The organism is Salmonella sp. WC3, assembly GCF_042932255.1.
GTDB lineage: Bacteria > Pseudomonadota > Gammaproteobacteria > Enterobacterales > Enterobacteriaceae > Salmonella > Salmonella enterica.
The window spans coordinates 2,464,050-2,487,477 of sequence record NZ_CP170629.1 but is presented as its reverse complement, the minus strand read 5'-3'; the positions used below and the strand labels follow the sequence as shown (position 1 = coordinate 2,487,477).

Below are 23,428 nucleotides of genomic sequence, written 5' to 3'. Positions count from 1 at the left end.
GGCGAACATATGTCTATGGAAACGCAGGACATTATTAAACGGTCCGCAACAAACGCCATCACGCCGCCTCCGCAGGCGCGTGATTACAAAGCCGAAGTCGCGAAACTGATCGACGTCTCCTCCTGTGTCGGCTGTAAAGCCTGCCAGGTAGCCTGTTCTGAATGGAACGATATTCGCGATAACGTTGGCCATTGTGTCGGGGTGTACGATAACCCTGCCGATCTCAGCGCCAAGTCCTGGACGGTGATGCGCTTTACCGAAACCGAGCAGAACGGCAAGCTGGAGTGGCTGATTCGTAAAGATGGTTGTATGCACTGTGAAGATCCAGGCTGTCTTAAAGCCTGTCCATCTGCCGGGGCTATCATCCAGTACGCGAACGGGATTGTTGATTTTCAATCTGAACACTGTATCGGCTGTGGTTACTGTATCGCCGGGTGTCCGTTTAATATTCCGCGCCTCAACAAAGAGGACAACCGCGTTTATAAATGTACGCTCTGCGTCGATCGCGTCAGCGTGGGCCAGGAACCGGCCTGCGTCAAAACTTGTCCGACCGGGGCGATTCACTTCGGCACCAAAAAAGAGATGCTGGAACTGGGTGAGCAACGCGTGGAGAAGTTAAAAGCGCGCGGCTTTGAACATGCCGGTATCTACAACCCGCAGGGCGTCGGCGGCACGCACGTCATGTATGTGCTGCACCATGCCAATCAGCCGGAGTTGTACCACGGCTTGCCGAAAGATCCGCAGATCGATACCTCAATCAATCTGTGGAAAGGGGCGCTAAAACCGCTGGCCGCAGCGGGCTTTATCGCCACTTTCGCCGGTCTGATTTACCACTACATCGGTATTGGCCCGAATAAAGAAACGGACGACGATGAGGAGGATCATCATGAGTAAGTCGAAAATGATTGTGCGCACGAAATTTGTCGACCGCGCCTGTCACTGGACGGTGGTGATCTGCTTCTTCCTGGTAGCGCTGTCGGGGATTTCGTTTTTCTTCCCGACGCTACAATGGCTGACGCAAACCTTCGGCACGCCGCAGATGGGACGTATTTTGCACCCGTTCTTCGGTATTGCCATTTTCATCGCGCTGATGTTTATGTTCGTGCGTTTCGTCCACCACAACATCCCGGATAAAAAAGATATTCCGTGGCTGAAAAATATTGTCGAAGTATTGAAAGGCAATGAGCATAAGGTGGCGGATGTCGGTAAATACAATGCCGGACAGAAGATGATGTTCTGGTCCATTATGAGCATGATTTTTGTGCTGCTGGTGACTGGCGTGATTATCTGGCGTCCGTATTTCGCGCAGTATTTCCCCATGCAGGTGGTGCGTTATAGCCTGTTAATTCATGCGGCGGCGGGCATTATTTTAATGCACGCGATCCTCATCCATATGTATATGGCGTTTTGGGTGAAAGGCTCGATTAAAGGCATGATCGAAGGGAAGGTCAGCCGTCGCTGGGCGAAGAAACATCATCCACGCTGGTATCGTGAAATCGAGAAGGCGGAAGCAAAAAAAGAGACCGAAGAAGGTATTCAGTAATTCTTTCGCGATCTGATAAACAAGGCGCTATCCTCGTAGCGCCTTGTTTTCATCTGCTGTCTGTATACTCAGACGACCACAGCAAATCGTTTAACGGCGGAAATCGATGACCATACGGCCACGAATTTGTCCCTGTTCCATCTCTTTAAAAATAACGTTGATATCTTCAAGCGGACGTAAAGCGACTTTTGGCACGACTTTTCCTTCCGCCGCGAACTGGAAGGCTTCGGTCAGATCCTGGCGTGTCCCCACCAACGAACCGACAACCTGAATGCCATCCAGCACCAGGCGAGGGATATCAAGGTTCATGGCTTCTGGCGGCAACCCGACTGCCACCACGAGGCCTCCGGCGCGAACGGCATCTACTGCGGAATTAAACGCCGCCTTAGCGACCGCGGTAACCACCGCTGCGTGCGCGCCACCGGTTTTTTCCTGCACAATTTTAGCCGCATCTTCCGTACGTGAATTAATGGTCAGATCTGCGCCCATTTCCTCGGCCAGTTTCAGTTGTCCATCATTGACATCAATGGCGATCACTTTCGCATTGAAAACGTTTTTCGCGTACTGCAAGGCCAGATTACCCAGACCGCCCAGACCGTAGATGGCAATCCACTGGCCAGGTTTAATATGAGAAATCTTCACCGCTTTATAGGTGGTAACGCCCGCGCAGGTAATACTACTTGCCGCTGCAGAGTCCAGACCTTCCGGTACTTTCACCGCATAATCCGCGACGACAATACACTCTTCGGCCATGCCGCCATCTACCGTGTAACCGGCATTTTTCACGTTGCGGCATAAGGTTTCATTGCCCGTATTGCAATACTCACAGTGTCCGCATCCTTCATAAAACCACGCGACACTCGCGCGATCGCCGGGTTTCAGCGAGGTGACACCGGGACCGACTTCCGCCACGACGCCAATGCCTTCGTGTCCCAGAATGACGCCGGTTTTGTCACCGAAATCGCCGTTTTTCACGTGTAGATCGGTATGGCATACGCCGCAGCACTCCATTTTTAGCAAAGCTTCACCGTGGCGAAGGGGACGCAGCGTTTTCTCAGTAACATCAACCTGATGATCTTGTGTGACAACAGCAGCTTTCATAACCTTCTCCTTTTATTAATAGTGAACTGCATAGCAGGTAAGTAATAGCAGGTAAGGCGCTATTACCTCTTTAGGATTAATATTTCTGATGAGTTATGCAAGGCGGCAGAAATACAATGTAATAGTTTAGCCAGGATTATCCTGATAAATCCCCGTTCAATACATAAAGGTGGCTAATATTAGTAGCTTGACAAATAAGCAGGGAAAGGAATTCAGGTGTGTCGACAGACTCACCAAAACTAAAGAAGAAAGTGATATCCGGCGGCATTCACCGCCGGGTACGTATTAAATGGAAGTCCGACGGTAGTCGCGGTATTCCGGTTTCCAGAAGTTATCGTCAATCGCCTGTTGCAGCGCTTCCGCAGAGGTTTTCACCGCTACACCTTGTTGCTGCGCCATTTTGCCTACGGCAAAAGCGATAGCGCGCGACACGACCTGGATGTCTTTAAGCGCTGGCAACACTAATCCTTCGCCGTTATTCACCCGCGGAGAATGTTTCGCCAGCGTCTCACTGGCTGACATCAGCATTTCATCAGTAATGCGCGATGCGCCGGAAGCGATAACCCCCAGACCGATGCCGGGGAAAATATAGGCGTTATTACATTGTGCGATCGGATAAACCTTATCTTTCCAGATGACCGGCGAGAATGGACTGCCGGTTGCCACCAGCGCGTTGCCTTCCGTCCAGGCGATAATGTCCTGTGGCGTGGCCTCCACGCGAGAGGTGGGATTAGAGAGCGGCATGACGATCGGGCGAGGGCAATGCTTATGCATCTCGCGGATGATCTCTTCAGTAAAGAGCCCGGTCTGGCCGGAAACCCCGATCAGGATATCCGGCTTCACGTTACGCACCACATCCAGCAGCGACAGCACGTCATTTTCGGTATCCCAGTGCTGGAGATTGTCGCATTTCTGCACCAGTTTTGCCTGGAACGGCAATAAATTAGGCATCCGGTCCGTCAACAGGCCGAAGCGATCGACCATAAAAACGTTCTGTCGGGCGGCATCTTCGCTTAAACCTTCACGCTGAGTCTGCGCGATGATTTGTTCAGCAATCCCACATCCGGCGGAACCCGCGCCGAGGAAAACGATTTTCTGCTCGCTAAGCTGACTGCCGGCAGCGCGGCTGGCGGCGATCAACGTACCGACGGTCACGGCTGCGGTGCCCTGAATATCATCGTTAAAGGAGCAAATCTCATCACGATAGCGCGTCAACAGCGGCATTGCGTTTTTCTGCGCGAAATCTTCAAACTGTAGCAGGATATCTGGCCAGCGCTGCTTAACGGCCTGAATAAACTCATCGACAAACTAATCAACAACCGTATGGATTCAATACCCGGTTCGAAGGCGCGCAGGGAACCAACCCGGAAGAGTTAATCGGCGCCGCACATGCGGCCTGTTTCTCCATGGCGCTATCACTTATGCTGGGAGAGGCTGGATTTACGCCGACATCCATTGACACCACCGCTGACGTATCGCTTGATAAGGTGGAGGCGGGCTTCGCCATTACCAAAATTGCGCTACAAAGCAAAGTCGCGGTAGCAGATATTGATGCTTCAACTTTCGATCAAATCATCCAGAAAGCAAAAGCCGGGTGTCCGGTTTCGCAGGTTCTGAATGCGGAAATCACCCTCGACTACCAGCTTAACGCCTGATAACCTCGCCAGCCCGGTAACGATGGGTTGATCGGGCTGATGAATATACTTTCAGACGGAGGGCTCGCTCCCGGTCTATCTGAATGCCTGCCGTATTTCTATCACCTCAACGCGCCGTAGACCACGTCTGCGGCTATTGTCGTGGTCTACTTTTTCGCCTTAAAATCTGCTCGCCATGTTGCTTTATTCATCAAACATCAAAATCAGTCAACGTAAATATCAATAATAGCCATATCACGGAGGGTGATCTTTATTCCTGAGAGAGGAGGGGTATTATTTTCTGTGTTCTACATTAACGGGTTAACGCGCAGATGTAGAGGTTATTTATATAATTATTGGAGCAACAACAATGAATAAATTCTCCCTTGCTACAGCAGGTATTATCGTGGCAGCGCTGGTAACCAGTGTTAGCGTGAATGCGGCAACAGATACTACTATTTGCCGGAAACCGCCAATGCGCTACGAGAGTTTACCCGTCATCTGATTCAACTGCGCGCCACGCAACCGTTGCTGCGCCGGGAGAGCTGGCGTGACGGTCTGGAGATCCGCTGGTTTAACGCCGGCGGAGGGGCGCAGCAATCCGAACAATGGGATGAGGGATCGACCATAGGCGTATGCATTAGTCGTCCCGATCTCCAGCCGGAAGCGGGGATCTGGCATGACGCCTTACTGCTTTTCAATCCGTTTGAAGGCAGCGTACCGTTCCGTATTCCGATGTGGGGAGAAGGCGGCTGGGTACTTGAACTGACGACTGCCGATAACGCGCAGCAGGGAATGCGGATTACCGAAGAAATGGATTTCGATCTGGCCGGGCGCAGCATCGTATTATTCAGACGCCCCTGATAGTAAAACTGCGCTCCGGACCCAACCGGCCTTGATGGCCGGTTTTTTTACTGGCGCTCAGGCGATATCATGTCTCAGAAATAACACCGTTGTCAGTTTACCGCCCGAAAAATTCATCCGCCTGTTGGTATTCCTTTGATTGTCTTCACCGATATTCGCTTCAGGCCGTCTATTGCCATTTCAAGGTAGGTACGTGGACATCCCAGATTTAAACGGATAAATCCGCTGCCCGCCGGGCCAAAGCCGCTGCCCATTGAAGGAGCAATACCCGCGACATCCGCCATTACCCATTTTAGCTGTTCGTCATCCAGTCCCAGTTTTTTACAATCCATCCATAATAAATAGGTTCCCTGCGCCGGGACAATTCTTGCCCAGGGAAGGTGCTCTGTCGCCTGTTCAACAAACCAGCGGCGGTTTTCCGCCAGGTAATCCAGTAGCGAATCCAGCCACTGTCTGCTTTCATTCCATGCGGTAGTCGCCGCCTGAACGGAGAGGGCGTTAAAGACATCCAGCCCATGAGCGTCCAGACGAGACAGGAAACGCAGGCGAAGCGTAGGATCGGGAATGAGAAAATTAGAAATTCGCAACGACGATAAGCCAAACGTTTTGCTGGCCGCAGTGGCGGAGATGACCCGTTTATGCCAGCGCTCCCCTAAATGCAGTACCGAGGTAAAGGTTTCACCGGGCAGCAATAGATCGGCCCATATTTCATCCGAGATGAGAGTGACATCATAAGCTTCACATAATAAAAGCAGTTGCTCCAGCTCGTTGGCCGACCAGCAACGCCCGGTTGGATTATGTGGATTACACAAAATCATCAGCGGAGGGCGCTCATGGCGAAACAGCCTTTCCAGTTGGCAAAAATCCATCTGGTAGCCGTCGTCCGGCGACTCGCTAAGGGGATTCTCCAGCAGTTTTCTACCATTAAGCGTGATTATTTTGGCGAAGGAGCCATAGTATGGTCCCTGTACCACTACGCCGTCGCCTGAATGCGTCAACATTTGCACCAAGAGCGCCAACCCTGGTACGACGCCTTCCACGCTGCATACCCATTCCTGTTTTAACGTAAGCTGGTGGCGTGACGAAAACCAGTGAAGCAGGGCGTTAAAATAGGCCTCATCACGTTCGCTATAGCCAAATACGCCGTGCTCGATTCGCTGATGCAATGCCGCCTGAACCTCAGGCGGGCAGGCAAAATCGAAATCAGAAACCCACATTGGCAGCAGTTTCCCAGCGCCGTCGCCAAAGTGACGCTCAATAAAATCCCACTTTACCGAACCAGTATTGTTGCGATTGATAATCTGGTTAAAATCCATCTTGTTTCCTTATTATTCCGTCACTGACGATTGCGGCGACTTTTCTGAGGCGGAGGCAGTAGTTCTGGCAATACACCCAGCGAGGGTCTGGAGAAATACCATATTCTTCCAGCGCTTCACGGTAACCATCAAGGCGTTCCTGACGATCGATAATTGGCAAGTCAGATATCACACAGGCAATGCGCCGATGCCCGTTCGCCAGGAGATATCGGGTCGCTTCCCTGGCGGCGCTGCGATTTTCCAGCCAGATACACCGGTTGGCCATACCGGCTATATAACGATTCACAACAACCAGCGCTGGAAAGTGGGCTGCGTAGCGCAGCAGCTCTTTATCCGGTAATCGGCTGGCGTGTACAACAATAGCCTCACAACCTTGATTAACCAGAAAATCCAGTCCCGCTTTTTCCATTTCTTCGTCGTGGCCGCCGCTACATACCATCAAGCGATACTGCTGCTTACGAGAAACATCTTCTACGCCGCGAGCAAGGCGGGCAAAAAAAGGATCAGCCAGATTGCCGGTTAACAATCCGAGCATATCGCCGCTGCGTTTCGCCAGCGCGATAGCGGCGGCATTCCGGCGATAATTGAGATCGCGCATGGCTTTCTCTACACGTTCGCGCGTGACGGGTTCAACCCACGCGGTCTGGTTAATGACGCGTGATACAGTCGCGGTTGATACACCGGCCATGGATGCAACATCCTTTATTGTCGCCATGTTAAGCTCATATTTGTTCGTTTAAAGGGTATCAAAGCCATTGATTATCATGTTACGTGGAAATCAGTGCAATCACTGCGGCGCAGCCTGAATTAGCCATTAAGAACTCAAAGAAAAAAAGATCTCATCCGGATTAATTTTTGCAGGGACAGCCACGATACGGTTACGCATGTGCAGGTCATGCCAGGCGCGACGTTAAAATACGAACTGATAACCGATGAATTATGTTTGACCGCCGCCAGTGTAGGTGGCGAGTGTGAATGCAAGACATTGGCAGATAGTGAATAATCAAACCTCATGAAATGAGATTCCCATTGATTTTTTAGCCCATGTCAGCGCAGCGCAGGAAAATTGCCCGTCATCTGGAAAAAAGCCCGTCATTAAAACGGGAACTGTCGGAAATGGCTGTTGAGTCCTACGGCGATGCCGTGTTATCTGCAGCGCGTGAAAAGAGTTTTCCGTCTGAAATGCCGTGGGCGCTCGCTGATACGCTGCGCGACGATTTCATCCTGGACTGACACACTGACAATGACGAACCGAACACAATGGCCGGTTTTTTTATGCCTGCGCGGCGTGTGCTGCGTGAAATCGTGTGCAGGATAGCGGGTGCAAATCAACAGAATTCGCGCAGCGTCACGGCAGGGAAGGGATCAAACTTATGGGCCAGAAGTTTTTTGACATGCAAGAATCCAGCCGCCTTAACATGTCTTTTAATTGTTCTGGTGCATTTAACATAATATACATTATGCGCACCAGAATAACAGAGGGCGAAAAGCAGCCCCCAAGCGTGAATCAGTCCATACAACCAGCGACCAGCCCCGGCAGACTCAATGAGCATACCTATCGTGAAATCCGGCACCTGAGGAATATCGTTTTTGCGAAACGGATTAAGCAAATGCTTTAGCGGTGGTTCTGGCGGATAGTATGTTGTGATCGAAAAATTCCCTCTATCTACATTAAATGTCGTAAAAAAATCATCCATCAATGCCAGTGCTTCATCATCTTCCAGCCGTAGATCTGAATCCAAATCTGTTGACGGTGTCAGTTCTTTTTTCTTAAAGAGGTAAATTCCATCATGGCTTCTTACCAGTTCATAAATCCGCTGTTCAAGAGTATCACTTACCATATTTTATCGCTTCCTCTGGCAATACGGTTGTAATCCCTGACTGTACGATATGCAATCTGCGACACATCAGAGGCCAGAATTATCCATCCGACAACAGGCGGTAAACGCGCTAATTTTCGCAACCATTTTTATTTTTAACGTTGATGGCGGGTATCTACCTATCACAGATGGCAACTGCATTCCCCAAGGAAATTAAGCTCTTCAACTGTATCCATACTCTAATTTACTGATTAAATTAACTTTATGTATTGGCAATGCAACCACTTTATAGGATTGTTATAACACATTTGTTCGTCGTGTGCTTGAATTAGACAATGGCAAGCTGGTGCGCACGCTGTTAACGTTCCTGTTGTGAAAATTTAAACGTCATTGGCGTGCATGTCGATGGCGCAATGCAGGAGGTGGTTACTCATCCTGCACATTTAATTCATAAAATACCAGATAATGTGCCTTCTGAAATGGCGCCGCTGGCAGAACCGCTGACTATCGTTCTACACGCGCTGCATCGGGCAAACGTTAAGGCCGGGGAGTATGTTGCCATCATCGGCGCGGGGGCCATTGGTCTTATGGCGGCATTAAGCGCGCGACATTACAAGGCAACGCCTATTCTGATCGATATTGTGGAAGAAAGGTTACGCTATGCGCAAAAGCTTGGCGTTCCTTATGTACTGAACGCCGCTGACGATCAGGTTATCGACGCTATTAAAAATATCACCCACGGCACCATGGCGCAGGTCGTGATAGAAGCCTCCGGCGCAAATAGCGCTATTCGAAATACGCTTGATTTAGCATCGTTTGCTGGTCGTATTTCGTTTACCGGATGGCCAAAACAGGAAACGTCGCTGCCGACGAACCTGATCACCTACAAAGAACTGGATTTACGCGGCTCCCGCACCAGTGCCGGTGAATTTGATGAGGCATTACGCATGCTGTCAACGCTGGAGATTAATCCGCAAGATGTTGTCAGTAAGGTCGTCAATCTTGATGAGATCCCTGATGCAGTTAAAGAACTTGATCGCTATCCGGAGCGCTACTTAAAGATTAATGCTGTTTTCCATTGATTTACGGCAAGCTCCACCGCATGGCATATCCGCCATGCAGTGTTATTTACCGACAAACTTAGCCGCCGACAATCTTTCTCACATAGCGTAAATGTTCCAGCGATCCCTCATAGGCGCTGTCAGCATCAGACTGGCGCATCGCATCCACTATCGCTTTATGTTGTTTGTTGAGATTAAGTAAAACATTTCTGTCTCCAGACTGCTCATCGAGCCCAGCATAAGGGATATTAATCCGTTGTTCCCATAACATACGGGACATATCGAACAACACCCGGTTACGGCTGGCCTCAGAGATCGCAAGGTGAAACTCTTTATCCAGCGAGTAAAAGCCGTGGACGTTATTATCGTTAATGGCTTGATCCATACGATGATAAATCGCCTCTATTTGGTTGATGACGTCAACGTTATCGTTTTGTGCGGCTAAGCGCGCACAATGGCTATCGACCAGCTCGCGAGTAGAGAGAATTTCTTCAATGGTATAGTCGCTGGCAAGGTGTTTTTTATCTGAAACGATAACCCCATTACCGGACTGAATCACGATCCATCCCGAGATCTCCAGTACAATAAGGGCTTCTCGCAAGGAGGCGCGGCTCACGCCAAGCTGTTTTGCCAGTTCGCGTTCTGGCGGTAAAAAAGTTCCCGGTGGAAAAATATTATCATTGATCAGCTTAATGATGAGGTTGGCTATCTTCTGATAGAGCCTCTCCTGCCTGACCTCAGGTATAACCATGCGCCCTCCAATCCATATCCAGGGGATTTTGAATGGATTTAGCATACCATCCTGGCGCTGGTGATCGTGATAATTAATTACCGTGCATGATAAAGAGAAGCAACCGCCGGTAGTCTCTATTACCTTCGCCGAGCCTACCGGGGAAACTAAACAGAGACGAGCGGTTTATCCTTTGACGTTGATTTTCTCGAACACGGGCGCAGTCGCGTTCTTAAACTGAGAAAGGGACCAGGTTTTATAGTTGATATCATTGTAGCCGCGCACCATCATCTCACCGTGCGTCAAGTCAGACAGCGTTGTCCAGACCGTATATTCTGAGACCGGTTTGCGGGTGGCGTTGCCTTCCCCTTCACTCCCCATATAATCAACCGTAATATTTTTCGGACGATCGAAACGGCTCATAATATGCGCAAGCGTATTCATTGCATCGTGGGCGGATGTCGCTTGCGGTGCATATGTGGTGTAATAAACGCCGCGTATAAAACGGGAAACCGACGTATCGGATGATGGCAAGTCTGCAATAGCAATCCCGCTATCAGGCTGCATCACTTTTATCCCGCCCAATGTGCCTGAAGAGCGGTCCACATTGGTTAATTGCGTATAATTATTCAGATTTGTCAGATGCCAGGGGAATGCGGGACCATTTGTCATCACGCGAGTGGGATTGTCATAGACATGGAATTTGCCATTTTCCACTTCAACGACAATGCTTCCTCCTTTCTTGTCGTAAAACGCGTAATGAAATGGCGATTTCAGATCGCCAAACCGATGCAGCTCCGGTGACCAGAATTTGCCCTCTTTTATTGCCTGTTTTACCTCGCCGACAGTAGCAAAACGGGCCAGCGCCCACTCTCCCAACGAGGTGACAGGAATTCGCGTTATCCGTGTGACCATTTAAAAAAATCCCATCATGTTATAAATAAAAAACACGTTTTCTTATCAACATTAAGAGATGCCATCACAACGCTATATTTACTCCACAACACCAATAACATTAAATTAATTTATGTTTTTGAGTAATGTGAGTAGCACACATGTAATCAGTTGTTACGAATTAGAAACATAATTGCTACTAAAACACGTTGAGAAAGACAAGAAATGCAACATATGATGCCCACACTAACTATAGTGGTTTGGGATAAACGTTATGCAAACACAAGATACATTTTATCAAGTTATGCGTAGACACGGCGTGACAAGGCGTAGCTTCCTCAAGTTTTGCAGCCTTACCGCAACGTCTTTAGGCCTGAGCAGTTCGATGATTCCTCAAATAGCTTATGCCCTGGAGAATAAACCGCGTACGCCAGTGATATGGCTGCATGGTCTTGAATGTACCTGCTGTACCGAATCTTTCATTCGCTCTGCGCACCCGTTGGCAAAAGATGCCATTTTGTCGCTCATTTCCCTGGATTATGACGACACCATTATGGCCGCCGCAGGGCAACAAGCTGAGCAGGCGTTGGCGGATGCGATGCGTGAGTACAAAGGAAATTATATCGTTGCTGTGGAAGGTAACGCGCCGCTGAATGAAGATGGGATGTTTTGCATACTGGCTGGCGAGCCGTTCCTGGAGAAGTTAAAACGCGTCAGCGCGGATGCTAAAGCGATTATCGCCTGGGGGTCCTTCGCATCATGGGGCTGCGTGCAGGCAGCCCGTCCCAACCCAACTAAAGCCACGCCGGTTCACAAATTAATTACCGATAAACCCATTATTAAAGTGCCAGGCTGCCCGCCTATACCTGAAGTGATGTCCGCCGTTATCACCTATATGCTGGCATTTGATCGCATCCCTCCCCTTGATCGCCTTGGACGACCAAAAATGTTTTATGGCCAGCGAATTCATGACAAATGTTACCGACGCGCGCATTTCGATGCCGGTCAGTTTGTGGAAGCGTGGGATGACGAAGGCGCCAGAAAAGGGTATTGCCTGTACAAGATGGGCTGTAAAGGCCCGACCACCTATAACGCCTGTTCAACCGTTCGCTGGAATGATGGCGTGTCTTTTCCTATCCAGTCGGGTCATGGATGCCTCGGATGCTCGGAAGATGGATTCTGGGATTACGGTTCTTTTTACAGCCGGGCAACGGGCATTCCGCAAACCGGCATTGAGGCTACCGCCGATAAAATCGGACTGGGCGTTGCTGGCGTCGCGGGCGCTGCCGCCATCGCTCACGCCACGGTGAGCGCCATAAAACATGCCCGCAATAAAAACAACACGTCATCAGAAAACGCTCCGGAAGAGAAAAAATAATTATGGCATATCCTTATCAGACTCAGAGTTTTACGCTGGACAATAGCGGACGGCGAATTGTGGTCGATCCGGTTACTCGCATCGAAGGGCATATGCGTTGCGAAGTGAATATCGACAGTAATAATGTTATTACTAACGCCGTGTCGACCGGCACCATGTGGCGCGGCCTGGAGGTTATCCTGAAAGGTCGCGATCCGCGAGACGCCTGGGCATTTGTTGAACGCATTTGCGGCGTCTGCACCGGTACACACGCTCTGACCTCAATCCGTGCCGTAGAAAATGCGCTGGGAATCGCGATTCCGGACAACGCAAACTGTATCCGTAATATGATGCAGGCTACGCTACACGTTCACGATCACTTGGTGCATTTTTATCATCTGCACGCGCTGGACTGGGTTGATGTGGTTGCCGCCCTGAAAGCCGACCCGCATCAGACCTCCGCCATCGCGCAAAGCCTTTCCGCATGGCCGCTATCCTCGCCGGGATATTTCCGCGATTTGCAAAATCGACTGAAGCGGTTTATCGAGTCCGGTCAACTTGGCCCTTTCCGTAATGGCTACTGGGGACATCCGGCTATGAAACTTCCGCCGGAAGCCAATTTGCTGGCGGTCGCCCACTATCTTGAAGCGCTCGATTTTCAAAAAGAGATCGTAAAAATTCACACCGTTTTCGGTGGTAAAAACCCGCATCCTAACTGGCTGGTGGGCGGCGTTCCTTGCGCCATCAACCTTGACGAAACGGGCGCGGTCGGCGCAGTGAATATGGAACGCCTGAACCTTGTCAGTTCCATCATCCAAAAAGCTCGCCAGTTCTGCGAACAGGTTTATCTTCCGGACGTCTTGCTGATTGCCAGTTATTACAAAGACTGGGCAAAAATCGGCGGCGGGTTATCATTAACGGTCGTTTCGACGAAATTCATCCTGTCGATTTAACCGCCCCCGATGAGATTCAGGAGCTTGTCACTCACTCCTGGTATACCTATGGTAACGGCAATAACGATAAGGGCCTGCATCCCTGGGATGGTCTGACCGAACCGCAACTGGTCATGGGCGAACACTATAAAGGCACAAAAACTTTTATCGAACAGGTGGATGAGTCCGCTAAATATTCATGGATTAAATCGCCGCGCTGGAAGGGACATGCGATGGAGGTAGGTCCGCTGGCGCGTTATCTGATTGGATATCATCAAAATAAACCGGAATTTAAAGAGCCCGTGGATCAACTGCTGAGTGTATTAAAGCTGCCTAAAGAAGCGCTCTTTTCTACATTAGGACGTACTGCCGCGCGTGCGCTGGAATCCGTATGGGCAGGCAATACGCTGCAATATTTCTTCGATCGTCTGATGCGTAACCTCAAGTCCGGCGATACGGCGACGGCAAACGTCACGCTCTGGGAACCCGATACCTGACCTACATCGGCAAAAGGCGTTGGTTTCAGCGAGGCGCCGCGTGGCGCGCTGGGGCACTGGATAAAAATTGAAAATCAGAAAATCGACAGCTATCAGTGTGTGGTACCGACAACCTGGAATGCCGGGCCACGTGACGATAAAGGTCAAATTGGCGCGTACGAAGCGGCGTTAATGGGGACTAAACTCGCCGTTCCCGATCAACCATTGGAGATTTTACGTACTCTGCACAGCTTCGATCCCTGCCTGGCCTGCTCCACCCATGTTATTGATAATCATGGAGGGGAGCTGGTCAGGGTTCAGGTACGATGACGACGATTCGGAGGTCTCAATGCATCTCAAAGAAATAACCAGCCAGGGGTACTATATCTATGAAGCGCCGGTCCGTTTATGGCACTGGATCACGGCGTTATCCATTGTCGTCCTGGCTGTTACAGGATATTTCATTGGCCGCCCCCTGCCATCGATTCAAGGTGAAGCGACCTTTATGTTTTGGATGGGCTGGATACGACTGATCCATTTTACCACGGCGTATATTTTTACTGTCGCGCTGCTGTTTCGTATTTACTGGGCATGTGTCGGCAATGAGTACTCCAGGGAGATGTTTCTGGTTCCGTTCTGGCGCCGCGCCTGGCGTAAAGGCGTTATCAGTGAAATCCGCTGGTATTTTTTCCTCGAAAAAGAGGCCCATCGTTACTATGGACATAATCCGGTAGCGGGACTGGCGGTAATGTTCTATTTCTGGATGTCCGTACTGATGGTGTGTAGCGGCTTTGCGCTCTATGGCGAAGGGCTTGGAACAGACAGTTGGGCGTATCAATGGTTTGGCTGGATGATTCGCCTGACTGGCAACGATAGCCTCGCGCTGCATTTCTGGCACCGGCTGGGCATGTGGTTCATTATCGCCTTCGTCATTGCGCATGTTTATACCGCTATCCGTGAAGACATTATGAGCCGACAAAGCGTGATTTCCGTCATGATAAGCGGCTGGCGCTGGTTCAGGTGATAACAATGGCAGAAGTAACAATCTTAGGGCTTGGCAACCTGCTTTGGGCAGATGAAGGGTTTGGCGTCAGAGCGGCGGAAAAGCTGTTTGAACAGTATGCCGATAACGAGAAAGTTGACGTTGTTGATGGCGGTACGCAGGGGCTGGCGCTGCTGCCCTGGCTGCAACAGACAGAAAAACTGTTAATCATGGATGCTATCGATTTTGGTATGGCGCCAGGTTCGCTGGCGATGTTTCGTGATGAACAGGTTCCCGCCTATCTGACGGCGAAAAAACTCAGTTTACATCAGACCAGTTTTTCTGAAGTGCTGGCATTGCTGCAATTAACCGGCGGCCAGTTATCGGAGATTGTGCTGATTGGCGTGCAGCCGGAATGTCTGGATGACTATGGCGGGAGTCTTACGCCGCAGGTAAAGGCGCAACTGATGCCTGCGGTCTATCTCGCGCAGGAAGTGCTGGCGCAATGGGGTATCACCGCCTCTTCAGCGGCCTTGCCCACTGAAAGACTCAATCATTACAGCCTGTGTATGGAACGCTACGAAGATGAACGCCCAGATGCGCAAAGCGCTTGCCGGGTCGGCGATATTCGGGTGCTACAGAGAGAGAAATCATAATGTGTATTGGCGTTCCTGTGCAGGTTATTTCACCCGGTCAGTGGTTCGCCAAATGCCGCGACCGACACGGCGAGCTTATCGACGTTGATATTCGGCTTGTGGCTCCCCCCTTAGCAGGCGCATGGCTGCTGACATTTGGCGGCGCAGCACGACGAGAAATGGACGAAGCGGAAGCCGCTGAGGTACTGGCGGCGCTGGACTCACTGGAACAGGCCATGCTCACGCAAAGCGATCCGCTGACCGGTTTTGCCAATTTATTATCTCGCACGCCTGAATTACCGGAGCATTTAAAAAAATGACTATCTCACCCCAAAATCCTGTTTGTCCACTGGCGGATAAAGGCTTTCTGATTACCGATGCGCAAACGCTCCCGTCGTTGATTAATGCGCATCCGACTGTGCTGGTTTTGCTGCAAAGCGACCCCAACAAACATCCGGAAGTCGCCGACAGTTGGGTCATTATCCCGGAGATCCTCAAGCAATTTCCGGCGACGTCTTATACCGCGGCATTTGCGGATAGCGAACAGAGTGAACTGATCGCCCGGGAGTATCGCATTCTGAAATATCCGGCGCTGCTTATCTTTCGCCAGCACCGTTTTGTCGGCAGTCTGGCGGGATTATATAGCTGGCAAGAATACTCTCAGCGGGTGGCCGCATTGCTGACCACACCGGGCTATCGTCAGGATATTCCCGTTATCACGCAATAGAATGAAAGGTAACACACGTGAATCATTCCAGAACTATTCCAGTCGTTAATATTGCCGGACCAGGCTCGCAGCCAGAAGAGGAAGACTTTAACTTTCTTCCTATCCCCGCCGGCATTAATCTCCCACTGACGCCGGTTTTACCGGAACAGGCGCTGCCCGCTGAGCTTCGTGTTGCCAGACACATCCTGACTACGCTTATTCGCGATATGGATAACCCGGTGGCAACGCTCCCCTTTCCCCTGAGCTATAAGCTGAATGCCACTGAGCAACAGAATAGCGGTTTGTTGGATCAACTGCTCGGTGAAGGTGAAATCTCCGCCCGGGTACTATTATCCGATGGAAAAGAACAGCGTATTCAGGAGACGGTTTTTACGGGCGTCTGGCGTGTACGTGAATATAACGCTGACCAGCAACGGGTTGCCGATGAAATTATCATTGGCCCGATCCCGGAGAGCATCTGGCAGACGCATCCGCAGCCGCCGATTACGCCAGAATTGCCGCCGCAACCGGCGGGATTGATGAATGGCGCCTTTATCGCGCATGAAATAGCCGAGCGCGTAAAACAGCCGGTAAAAGAGCCGCATATCATTAACTTAACGCTATTGCCAGTAAACGATGCCGATCGCGAGTATCTGGATCATTTTTTAGGCGAAGGGTGTAGCGCTATTTTTTCACGCGGATATGGTAAATGCCGGATTGTAAGCACGCATTTTCCCGGCGTATGGCGGGTCAATTATTTCAATGATATGAACACATTACTGCAAGATATGATTGAGATAGCGGACATTCCTGATATCGCCGTTGCAGGCATCGACGATATCGAAGATGCCTACGCGGGGCTAAAAAATACGTTGGAATGGTTGAAAGAATACCCAGTCACAGAAAATGAGCCAGTGGTGCGCATGGAGTGCAAAGTATGTTGGTGGGTTTACGACCCTGCGCTGGGCGATGATGTATGGCAAATTCCACCCGGCGTGCCCTTCAGCCAGTTACCTGATTACTGGTGCTGTCCGGTTTGCGAAACCAGTAAGTCCGGGTTTATGGTGATCGATGAAGGTAATAATTCGTGCAAAGATTGACCGTCTATTCTCACCCGCTATGGATTATCTGGCAGGAGGCGCCGATCGGTCGTTTGCTACAGGGCGCAACGCCGGTATACGCAAAAACGCTTATTTCACGTTTGTTTACGTTGTGCGCTCAGGCGCACAGCGCGGCGGCTGCTTTACTGTTGTTTCCTGAAGAGAAGCCAGATATGCAGGCCGCACAACAAGAGCTGGCGCGAGAAACGCTCCATCGCGCGTTGACCGACTGGCTCCCCCTGTTTAGCCACCGACAGGCAACCGCTGAAGAATGGGCGTTGTTACGTCGTGGAGAGTTATCCCCGCTGGCAAGCACAATTTTTTTTGACGATGATCCTCAGACCTGGCTTGCCGCTGGCGTAAAGGGCTGGGAAGCCTGGTTTTTGCAAGAGCGTTCTGAAACCGCCCGCTGGCTGGCGGCAGTACAGAATATCATTACACCTACACTACCGATGGCATCGTCCCCGGACCATACGTTAATAACCCATGGTCCCCTGGATGTCTCGCCTCTGGCTATCGAATATCCGCTACTGTCAGCCTGTTGTCTTAGCGGAAAAACGACTGCGCTACGTCTGCTGGCCCGCTGCATTACGCTCGCCCGAAGTTTGAGCGCCCTTCCCACCCTACGCTGGAATCGTTTTGATGATGGCGAGTGGAAAATAGCAGTAGTGGAAACCGCGCGAGGATGGTTAGTTCATCAGGCCAGACTGACGACGTCAGGTAATATTCTTGATTACCGTATTATCTCACCTACCACACGTCACGCTCAATCTGACGGCGTCATTGCTCGCGAACTGGCCACTATTCCACTCTCATTGTGGTCGCAACAGTTACAGGTAATTGATCCTTGTGTCGCCGTAAATATTGTTGAATGAAGGAGCTGGCCCATGCATGAATTAGCCCTGGCGCAAAATATTATCGAATTGCTGGAGGAACAGGCAGTAAATCACCAGTTCAGCAAGGTAAAGCAAGTCTGGCTGGAGATTGGCGTTATGGCCTGTGTTGAGGTGCCGGCGCTGCATTTTGGCCTGGACGTCGCCGCTCGTCATACCCTTGCTGACAATGCGAGTTTCCACATTACTATCGCACCGGCGCAAGGTTGGTGTCTGTCCTGTAATCAACCCTTCACCTCTCAAACATCCACACTCTGTTGTCCCTTTTGTCATTCAGGCAAAGTGCAGATAGATGACAGTAGCAGAATGCGCATTCGCGAGATCGAAGTCGAATAGTCAATAAAAAAGGACGCCAGAAGCGTCCTGAAATAATAAAAGAATAAACTGACAATAATAAAGGTTAAGCAGTGACACAGTTTTGGGAAAAGGAGGGTATCCCTAAACTGTCTTAATCAGCAAGTTTTATCAAAACTCGTAGACTAAGCCGAGCGCCACGGTGTTGTCTGTATTAGGATTCGATGGGTTGCCATCTTTTAGCAGATTGATTTTGTAGTCAACATACGCGGACATATTTTTATTGAAGTAGTAATAGGAACCCACATCAATATATTTCACAAGGTCGAACGAACCCAGTCCATCAACATCATTGGCTCTGGATTGCAGGAATGCCAGTGACGGGCGTAAGCCATTATCAAATTGATATTGCCCTACCATTTCCCAGTTATCGGTTTTATGTGCAAAGCCGCCCAATGTATCGCCCATATAGGTCATATCATAAGTACGGGTATAGTTTGCCGCCAGGTAAATATTATTGGCATCATACTTCACGCCGCCAGTCCAGGCTTCAGCGCGGTCGCCATTGTCGTATTTATCTTGCGTCATCTGATCAAGCGTGCGTTTGGAACTGGTATAGGCTGCCCCCAGGCTCACCCCCATGCCCAAATCATATGTCGCTGATGCCCCGAAACCATCGCCATTCTGGTACGCGATACTTTTTCTGGCATTATTACTTAAAGGATCGCCTTCTTTCGACAGGCCGTCATTTTTACCCTGATACTGCAACGCAATATTCAGACCATCAACCAGACCAAAGAAATCATTATTGCGATAAGTCAGAACGCCATTCGCGCGCCCGGTCATAAAATTATCGGAAGCTTCATACGAATCATTACCAAATTCAGGCAGTACGTCAGTCCATGAACCAATGTCGTATAACACGCCATAGTTACGACCATAGTCAACAGACCCCATATCGGCAAATGCCAAACCAGCAAAACCGAGACGCGTCCAGCTTTGCGGGGAACCGCTGGAGTCACCATCTTCCGGACGATTGGCGTTGACCTGATACTCCCACTGTCCAAAACCGGTTAGTTGATCGGTAATTTGAGTCTCGCCTTTAATACCCATACGGATATAAGATTGATCGCCATCCGTACTATGATTACTGGAAAAATAATGCAGGCCGTCGACCTTGCCATACAAATCCAGTTTATTGCCATCCTTGTTATAGATTTCTGCTGCGTTGGCGGCTCCAGCCATCATCACGGCTGCGGCTACCGCAGATAACACCACTACTTTTTTCATTTTATATGCCTTATTTGTCTTATTTTTGGACTTTCCGCAAAGCCTGCTTGCGGAACTGTCCAGGACAATATCACTAACAATTACCGTGCGTTAAGTTTCAAAGTGTAATATTATCTTGCTATATATTAGTAATGTTAAAATGTAAGTTAAGCATGACTACATCAATGGTCTACCCTGTTTTCTGCTGTAATAACAAGGAGGTGACCAGTAGAGAACTGGCTTATGGTCGGGGATGCCGAGGTGAGAATGGCACTGAACACTCTGCTGACATTCGTTAAGACGGAATCATAATCAAGAAAGTTGAGGTCATAGCCCTCCTTATTTTTGTGTATAATTTGTTACGTTTACATTTATTTTTAAATTAGCGTTATGAAAATATCAGTACTACTGAAATAGCACTTCTTCGCTTCGTGTATTTTTACTATGGTTAATTATCACATAGCGCAAACGGTCATTTGTGTATCACTATTCATAAGATTAACTATTTACCAGTGGTAATAAACATAAAAGTAAGTCAATGGACAACAACAATACTGAAACTCTAAATGTTGATATTTTGAGTCATGCCGTTACAAACAAATACGATATTCTTAATTGCACTACTCCCTTTTCGGGGTAATTTTATAGAAGGATGTTTTTTATTGTTCGTGAGCCATGCTCCTTTAGTATAAAGGTGAACGTAACAGGAAAGATAAAGCGTCTCAAAAACAGACCATATGGGTATAACTATTATGCAAAAAACGTCACTATTGTTTTCGGCCGCCGCGATAACGTTAACTCTGATGGCGTCATCGGCATCAGCGGCAACGCCAACCGCCGCACAAAATGAAGCTACGTCGACCGTTAAACAAGAAATTACAGAAGGTATTAACCGCTACCTTTATTCAATAGATAAGGCAGACCCAACGTTAGGCAAGCAGCTCTTTTATGTTTCACCGGAAACCAGTTTTATTCATCCACGCGGTCACGAACGCGGATGGTCGCAGATCGCTGAAAATTTTTATGGCACCACTATGGGTAAAACTTTCAGTAAACGCACGTTAAAACTGGACGCTCCCCCTGCTATTCATGTGTATGGCAATGCCGCCGTTGCAGAGTTCGACTGGCATTTTACCGCGGTACGCCGTGATAATGGGCAGACTCAACACACGACAGGCCGCGAAAGCCAGGTGTGGGCGAAGATACCAAACACAGGATGGCGAATCGTTCATGTCCACTACTCCGGTCCAGCCAAAACCGGCGTTGGAGAAGGCTATTAAGCTTTGCTCTTCAGGTTATGGCGCAGATGAACATTCTGCGCCAGTTAAGTCGAGCTCAGGTCAGTTGATAGCGTTTATCCGGTATCCGTTTTGCCGGAATATCCCTTTCATCATTCATTTGCAGTAAATCGATTTCTATCGCATTGCATATCGCATCCAGCGGTAAATCATTATTTTCAGTACCGAACGGATCTTCCAACTCTTCCGCTAACGCATCCAGCGCGATAAACGTATAAGAAATAAGCACCGAAATAAACGGTGTCATATAGTGCAGATCAACCACCAGTGCAAATGGCAACATAATGCAGAAAAGATAAACCGTACGATGCAAAATTAACGTATAGGCAAAAGGCACCGGCGTGTTGGCGATGCGTTCACAGCCGGCCAACACTGACGACATATCATTTAAACGGTTGTTGAGGCTATGAAATAAAATATCGGAAAGCTTTCCGCTGCGGCGGCGAATCGCCAGCCACTCTCCCATCAGCAATAAGATACGATTAGCGGGCGAATGGGAAGCGACAACTTTCTGTAACGCGCTCTGGTCAAGATAGTTGCCCAAAACTTGCGTCTGAGGCTGTCGACGCAATGTCATACGCAAACAGTGGGCAAAAGCGATTTGTAATCGAACAAAATCCTCGATACCGCGTTCATCAGGTAAGGTTGTTTTCACCTCACGCAGTATTGAGCGTGAAGCGATCATCAACTGCCCCCACAAATGTCGGGCTTCGACGTAACGCGCATAACAGGCATTATTGCGAAACCCCAGAAAAATGGCGATAGCGACGCCCAGTATGCTAAACGGCGCAAGGGTAAACTTAATACCCAGCATTGTGTACCAGGGCAGCATGATAATAACGGCGATAGAAAGAAGAAAGTTAAGGAGCAGTCGTGAAAAGATTTTAGATAACACGGAACCATGCCAGACAAATATCAGGCGAATCCAGTGCTGTTGTGGTCTAACGATCATGATTATCTTCAGCAGGTAAAAAAGCACTGTCATTAAACGTGATCCAGATCAAGGTTGCAAGCTTCTGGTGATACACGGGTTCCCTGCCCTGTAGAACATTTTTTTGCACAGTGCTGACAGGCGTTGAAAAAAAACAACTAACTGTATGTTGTAACTAAATATGCGCTTCAGCGCATGAGATATATGACGGTCAACGGCTGCTATCAGTGGTATGAGGGTAATTTATCAGGGAAAGCGTCAGCAACGACGCGCTGCTCTACCGCTGATTCATTTGTATGACCAGCCAGTAATGGATAACGCTGACAATATACTGTTGCTGCGCTTTACTCAGCGGTTCTCCCTGAGGTATCTGGTGCCACTTCGCCAGGCACCCGCGACAGCAGGTTGCCGTCGCATGTTGCGCGATAAATACCGGATGGCCCCGCATCGGCGTTTGCTTACCATCATTCGCCGGGTGAGCTGGCGCCAGTCGCTGGGCGATAAAATCGGCGGCGTGTTTATCAATCACCTCCGCGCCTTTATCCCAGCAATATTGTCTTTCTTTTATCCCGAGACGAAAACGCGAACGAAATGTCGATCGCGCCAGGCGGGCAAAGAGCGGTTCAAGCGCATTCATCAGTATACCGAACGTCCTAACGTTTGTGTTAATTGTTCAAGCGCGGCGATACCTGCCAGAGAGTTTCCCGCAGGATCCAGCTCCGGACTCCAGACGGCAATCGCCATTTCATGCGGCACAATGGCGACAATACCGCCGCCCACGCCGGATTTAGCGGGCAATCCCACCCGCCAGGCAAACTCTCCGGCATTCTGATACATCCCGCTGGTCGCCATTAGCGCATTAATTTGCCGGGCCTGCATGGGGGTCACTACCGGCTCGTCGAGATGAAACGCCTCGCCCTGATTCGCCAGAAAGACAAACGTCCTCGCCAGTTCCATGCAACTCATTTTCAACGCACAATAGTGGAAGTAATTTTGCAACACGGTAGGCACATCATGATGAAAATTACCGAATGATTTCATCAGCCAGGCAATAGCGGCGTTACGGGCGGAATGCTCAAATTCAGAGCGCGCGACCGTAGCGTCATACGTAATATCCGATACGCCGCAAAGCGCGCGCACAACTTCCAGCATCCGCTGACGCGGCGCGCTAAGCCGGCCTTGCAACATGTCGCATACCACCAGCGCGCCCGCATTAATAAATGGATTACGCGGGATGCCTTGTTCCATCTCTAACTGAACCAACGAATTGAACGGCGAGCCGGAAGGATCTTTTCCGACGCGCTGCCAGATCTCCTCTTCCGGATAATGACGCATCGCCACCACCAGACTAAGCACTTTCGAAATAGACTGAATAGAGAAGCGTTCGTGCGCATCGCCCGCCTGATAATGCTGCCCGTCCACGGTACAAATCGCTATCCCCAGCTTTGAACCCTCGACGGATGCTAATGCCGGAATATAGTCAGCGACTTTGCCCTGGCCAATGAGGGGGCGAACGCGCTGTAAAATCGTCTCTAAAATTGCATTATCCATGGCCCTGGCCACAACATGCTCCTTGCTCGCAGGTCTGAAAA

At 49.7% G+C, this 23,428-nt stretch carries 19 protein-coding genes and 11 pseudogenes; 18 read left to right on the top strand and 12 right to left on the bottom strand.

Features of this window, described 5'->3' with window-relative positions; translation table 11 throughout:
• Nucleotides 1–9 precede the first annotated feature (9 nt).
• Both fdxH and fdnI read left to right on the top strand, forming a co-directional pair.
• Nucleotides 10–894, top strand: a complete 885-nt coding sequence (fdxH, locus tag ACFK9X_RS12035; protein ID WP_000061599.1) for a formate dehydrogenase subunit beta — start codon at nt 10–12, stop codon at nt 892–894.
• Nucleotides 887–1,543, top strand: coding sequence for a formate dehydrogenase-N subunit gamma (fdnI, locus tag ACFK9X_RS12030; protein ID WP_000045660.1), 657 nt, complete (start codon nt 887–889; stop codon nt 1,541–1,543). Before fdxH ends, fdnI begins: the two co-directional genes overlap by 8 nt.
• A gap of 90 nt (nt 1,544–1,633) precedes the next feature.
• On the opposite strand, the gene adhP is transcribed toward fdnI, so the two are convergent.
• Both adhP and maeA read right to left on the bottom strand, forming a co-directional pair.
• Nucleotides 1,634–2,644: an alcohol dehydrogenase AdhP gene (gene adhP / locus ACFK9X_RS12025; RefSeq protein ID WP_151116540.1), complete on the bottom strand. Its 1,011-nt coding sequence runs from the start codon at nt 2,642–2,644 to the stop codon at nt 1,634–1,636.
• A 285-nt stretch (nt 2,645–2,929) separates the two neighbouring features.
• A pseudogene (gene maeA / locus ACFK9X_RS12020) lies at nt 2,930–3,952 on the bottom strand (oxaloacetate-decarboxylating malate dehydrogenase); the annotation flags it as partial.
• 2 nt (nt 3,953–3,954) lie between these two features.
• On the opposite strand from maeA, the pseudogene ACFK9X_RS12015 reads away from it, so the two are divergent.
• The 3 pseudogenes from ACFK9X_RS12015 to ACFK9X_RS12005 form a co-directional block, all read left to right on the top strand.
• Nucleotides 3,955–4,299 (top strand): annotated as a pseudogene (locus tag ACFK9X_RS12015) (OsmC family protein); the annotation flags it as partial.
• 349 nt (nt 4,300–4,648) lie between these two features.
• A pseudogene (locus ACFK9X_RS12010) lies at nt 4,649–4,735 on the top strand (acid-resistance protein); the annotation flags it as partial.
• Between the two features lie 2 nt (nt 4,736–4,737).
• Nucleotides 4,738–5,142 (top strand): annotated as a pseudogene (locus ACFK9X_RS12005) (glycogen debranching enzyme GlgX); the annotation flags it as partial.
• Nucleotides 5,143–5,255: 113 nt separating this feature from the next.
• On the opposite strand, the gene ACFK9X_RS12000 reads toward ACFK9X_RS12005, so the two are convergent.
• Together ACFK9X_RS12000 and ACFK9X_RS11995 are read right to left on the bottom strand one after the other, a co-directional pair.
• Complete coding sequence (locus ACFK9X_RS12000; protein ID WP_001522805.1) at nt 5,256–6,458, bottom strand: MalY/PatB family protein; 1,203 nt, start codon at nt 6,456–6,458, stop codon at nt 5,256–5,258.
• A gap of 73 nt (nt 6,459–6,531) precedes the next feature.
• Nucleotides 6,532–7,173 (bottom strand): annotated as a pseudogene (locus tag ACFK9X_RS11995) (LacI family DNA-binding transcriptional regulator); the annotation flags it as partial.
• A gap of 89 nt (nt 7,174–7,262) precedes the next feature.
• Between ACFK9X_RS11995 and ACFK9X_RS11990 the strand changes: the two are divergent.
• Nucleotides 7,263–7,333 (top strand): annotated as a pseudogene (locus tag ACFK9X_RS11990) (hypothetical protein); the annotation flags it as partial.
• A gap of 169 nt (nt 7,334–7,502) precedes the next feature.
• Nucleotides 7,503–7,691, top strand: coding sequence for a DUF29 family protein (locus ACFK9X_RS11985; RefSeq protein WP_001276020.1), 189 nt, complete (start codon nt 7,503–7,505; stop codon nt 7,689–7,691).
• 281 nt (nt 7,692–7,972) lie between these two features.
• Here the strand turns inward: ACFK9X_RS11985 and ACFK9X_RS11980 are convergent.
• Both ACFK9X_RS11980 and ACFK9X_RS11975 read right to left on the bottom strand, forming a co-directional pair.
• Nucleotides 7,973–8,299 (bottom strand): annotated as a pseudogene (locus ACFK9X_RS11980) (DUF1493 family protein); the annotation flags it as partial.
• Nucleotides 8,293–8,491 (bottom strand): annotated as a pseudogene (locus ACFK9X_RS11975) (STM2901 family protein); the annotation flags it as partial. The pseudogenes ACFK9X_RS11980 and ACFK9X_RS11975, both read right to left, overlap by 7 nt.
• Nucleotides 8,492–8,643: 152 nt before the next feature.
• Here ACFK9X_RS11975 and ACFK9X_RS11970 point away from each other — a divergent pair.
• Nucleotides 8,644–9,360: pseudogene (locus ACFK9X_RS11970) on the top strand (zinc-binding dehydrogenase); the annotation flags it as partial.
• Nucleotides 9,361–9,418: 58 nt separating this feature from the next.
• On the opposite strand, the gene ACFK9X_RS11965 reads toward ACFK9X_RS11970, so the two are convergent.
• Both ACFK9X_RS11965 and ACFK9X_RS11960 read right to left on the bottom strand, forming a co-directional pair.
• A complete protein-coding gene (locus tag ACFK9X_RS11965) occupies nt 9,419–10,210 on the bottom strand; it encodes a FadR/GntR family transcriptional regulator (protein WP_001518759.1) in 792 nt (263 codons plus the stop codon).
• A gap of 45 nt (nt 10,211–10,255) precedes the next feature.
• Nucleotides 10,256–10,963, bottom strand: a pseudogene (locus ACFK9X_RS11960) (linear amide C-N hydrolase); the annotation flags it as partial.
• Nucleotides 10,964–11,237: 274 nt separating this feature from the next.
• Here ACFK9X_RS11960 and ACFK9X_RS11955 point away from each other — a divergent pair.
• The 9 genes and pseudogenes from ACFK9X_RS11955 (at nt 11,238) to hypA (ending at nt 18,380) form a co-directional block, all read left to right on the top strand.
• Complete coding sequence (locus ACFK9X_RS11955) at nt 11,238–12,341, top strand: hydrogenase small subunit (protein WP_151116536.1); 1,104 nt, start codon at nt 11,238–11,240, stop codon at nt 12,339–12,341.
• Nucleotides 12,342–12,343: 2 nt separating this feature from the next.
• A pseudogene (locus ACFK9X_RS11950) lies at nt 12,344–14,058 on the top strand (nickel-dependent hydrogenase large subunit).
• The gene (gene cybH, locus ACFK9X_RS11945) at nt 14,009–14,752 is read left to right on the top strand and encodes a Ni/Fe-hydrogenase, b-type cytochrome subunit (RefSeq protein WP_023240256.1); all 744 of its coding nucleotides are present in this window, start codon (nt 14,009–14,011) and stop codon (nt 14,750–14,752) included. Before ACFK9X_RS11950 ends, cybH begins: the two are co-directional and overlap by 50 nt.
• Nucleotides 14,753–14,757: 5 nt before the next feature.
• Nucleotides 14,758–15,366, top strand: coding sequence for a HyaD/HybD family hydrogenase maturation endopeptidase (gene hybD, locus ACFK9X_RS11940; protein WP_000852664.1), 609 nt, complete (start codon nt 14,758–14,760; stop codon nt 15,364–15,366).
• Nucleotides 15,366–15,665: a HypC/HybG/HupF family hydrogenase formation chaperone gene (hypC, locus tag ACFK9X_RS11935; RefSeq protein WP_151116534.1), complete on the top strand. Its 300-nt coding sequence runs from the start codon at nt 15,366–15,368 to the stop codon at nt 15,663–15,665. The genes hybD and hypC overlap by 1 nt, the downstream gene beginning before the upstream one ends.
• Entirely contained in the window at nt 15,662–16,072 is a 411-nt protein-coding gene (locus ACFK9X_RS11930) for a hydrogenase (RefSeq protein ID WP_151116532.1), read from the top strand. The genes hypC and ACFK9X_RS11930 overlap by 4 nt, the downstream gene beginning before the upstream one ends.
• 17 nt (nt 16,073–16,089) lie before the next feature.
• On the top strand, nt 16,090–17,151 hold the full coding sequence (locus ACFK9X_RS11925) for a hydrogenase expression/formation C-terminal domain-containing protein (RefSeq protein ID WP_001016745.1): 1,062 nt from the start codon (nt 16,090–16,092) through the stop codon (nt 17,149–17,151).
• A complete protein-coding gene (locus ACFK9X_RS11920; RefSeq protein ID WP_151116530.1) occupies nt 17,139–18,026 on the top strand; it encodes an ATP/GTP-binding protein in 888 nt (295 codons plus the stop codon). The genes ACFK9X_RS11925 and ACFK9X_RS11920 overlap by 13 nt, the downstream gene beginning before the upstream one ends.
• Nucleotides 18,027–18,038: 12 nt before the next feature.
• The gene (hypA, locus tag ACFK9X_RS11915; protein WP_000544776.1) at nt 18,039–18,380 is read left to right on the top strand and encodes a hydrogenase maturation nickel metallochaperone HypA; all 342 of its coding nucleotides are present in this window, start codon (nt 18,039–18,041) and stop codon (nt 18,378–18,380) included.
• 129 nt (nt 18,381–18,509) lie between these two features.
• Here the strand turns inward: hypA and ompC are convergent, their stop codons facing one another.
• A complete protein-coding gene (gene ompC / locus ACFK9X_RS11910; protein ID WP_000758335.1) occupies nt 18,510–19,628 on the bottom strand; it encodes a porin OmpC in 1,119 nt (372 codons plus the stop codon).
• 716 nt (nt 19,629–20,344) lie between these two features.
• On the opposite strand from ompC, the gene ACFK9X_RS11905 reads away from it, so the two are divergent.
• Nucleotides 20,345–20,887, top strand: a complete 543-nt coding sequence (locus ACFK9X_RS11905; RefSeq protein ID WP_000513122.1) for a DUF4440 domain-containing protein — start codon at nt 20,345–20,347, stop codon at nt 20,885–20,887.
• Nucleotides 20,888–20,942: 55 nt separating this feature from the next.
• Here ACFK9X_RS11905 and ACFK9X_RS11900 read toward each other — a convergent pair whose 3' ends face one another.
• The 3 genes from ACFK9X_RS11900 to glsB form a co-directional block, all read right to left on the bottom strand.
• Entirely contained in the window at nt 20,943–21,857 is a 915-nt protein-coding gene (locus ACFK9X_RS11900; protein ID WP_023204287.1) for a bestrophin family protein, read from the bottom strand.
• A gap of 256 nt (nt 21,858–22,113) precedes the next feature.
• Nucleotides 22,114–22,473 (bottom strand): DUF4186 domain-containing protein, encoded by a 360-nt coding sequence (locus ACFK9X_RS11895; RefSeq protein WP_000992451.1) that lies wholly within the window; start codon nt 22,471–22,473, stop codon nt 22,114–22,116.
• The gene (gene glsB, locus ACFK9X_RS11890; protein WP_000090081.1) at nt 22,473–23,399 is read right to left on the bottom strand and encodes a glutaminase B; all 927 of its coding nucleotides are present in this window, start codon (nt 23,397–23,399) and stop codon (nt 22,473–22,475) included. Before glsB ends, ACFK9X_RS11895 begins: the two co-directional genes overlap by 1 nt.
• Nucleotides 23,400–23,428 lie beyond the last annotated feature (29 nt).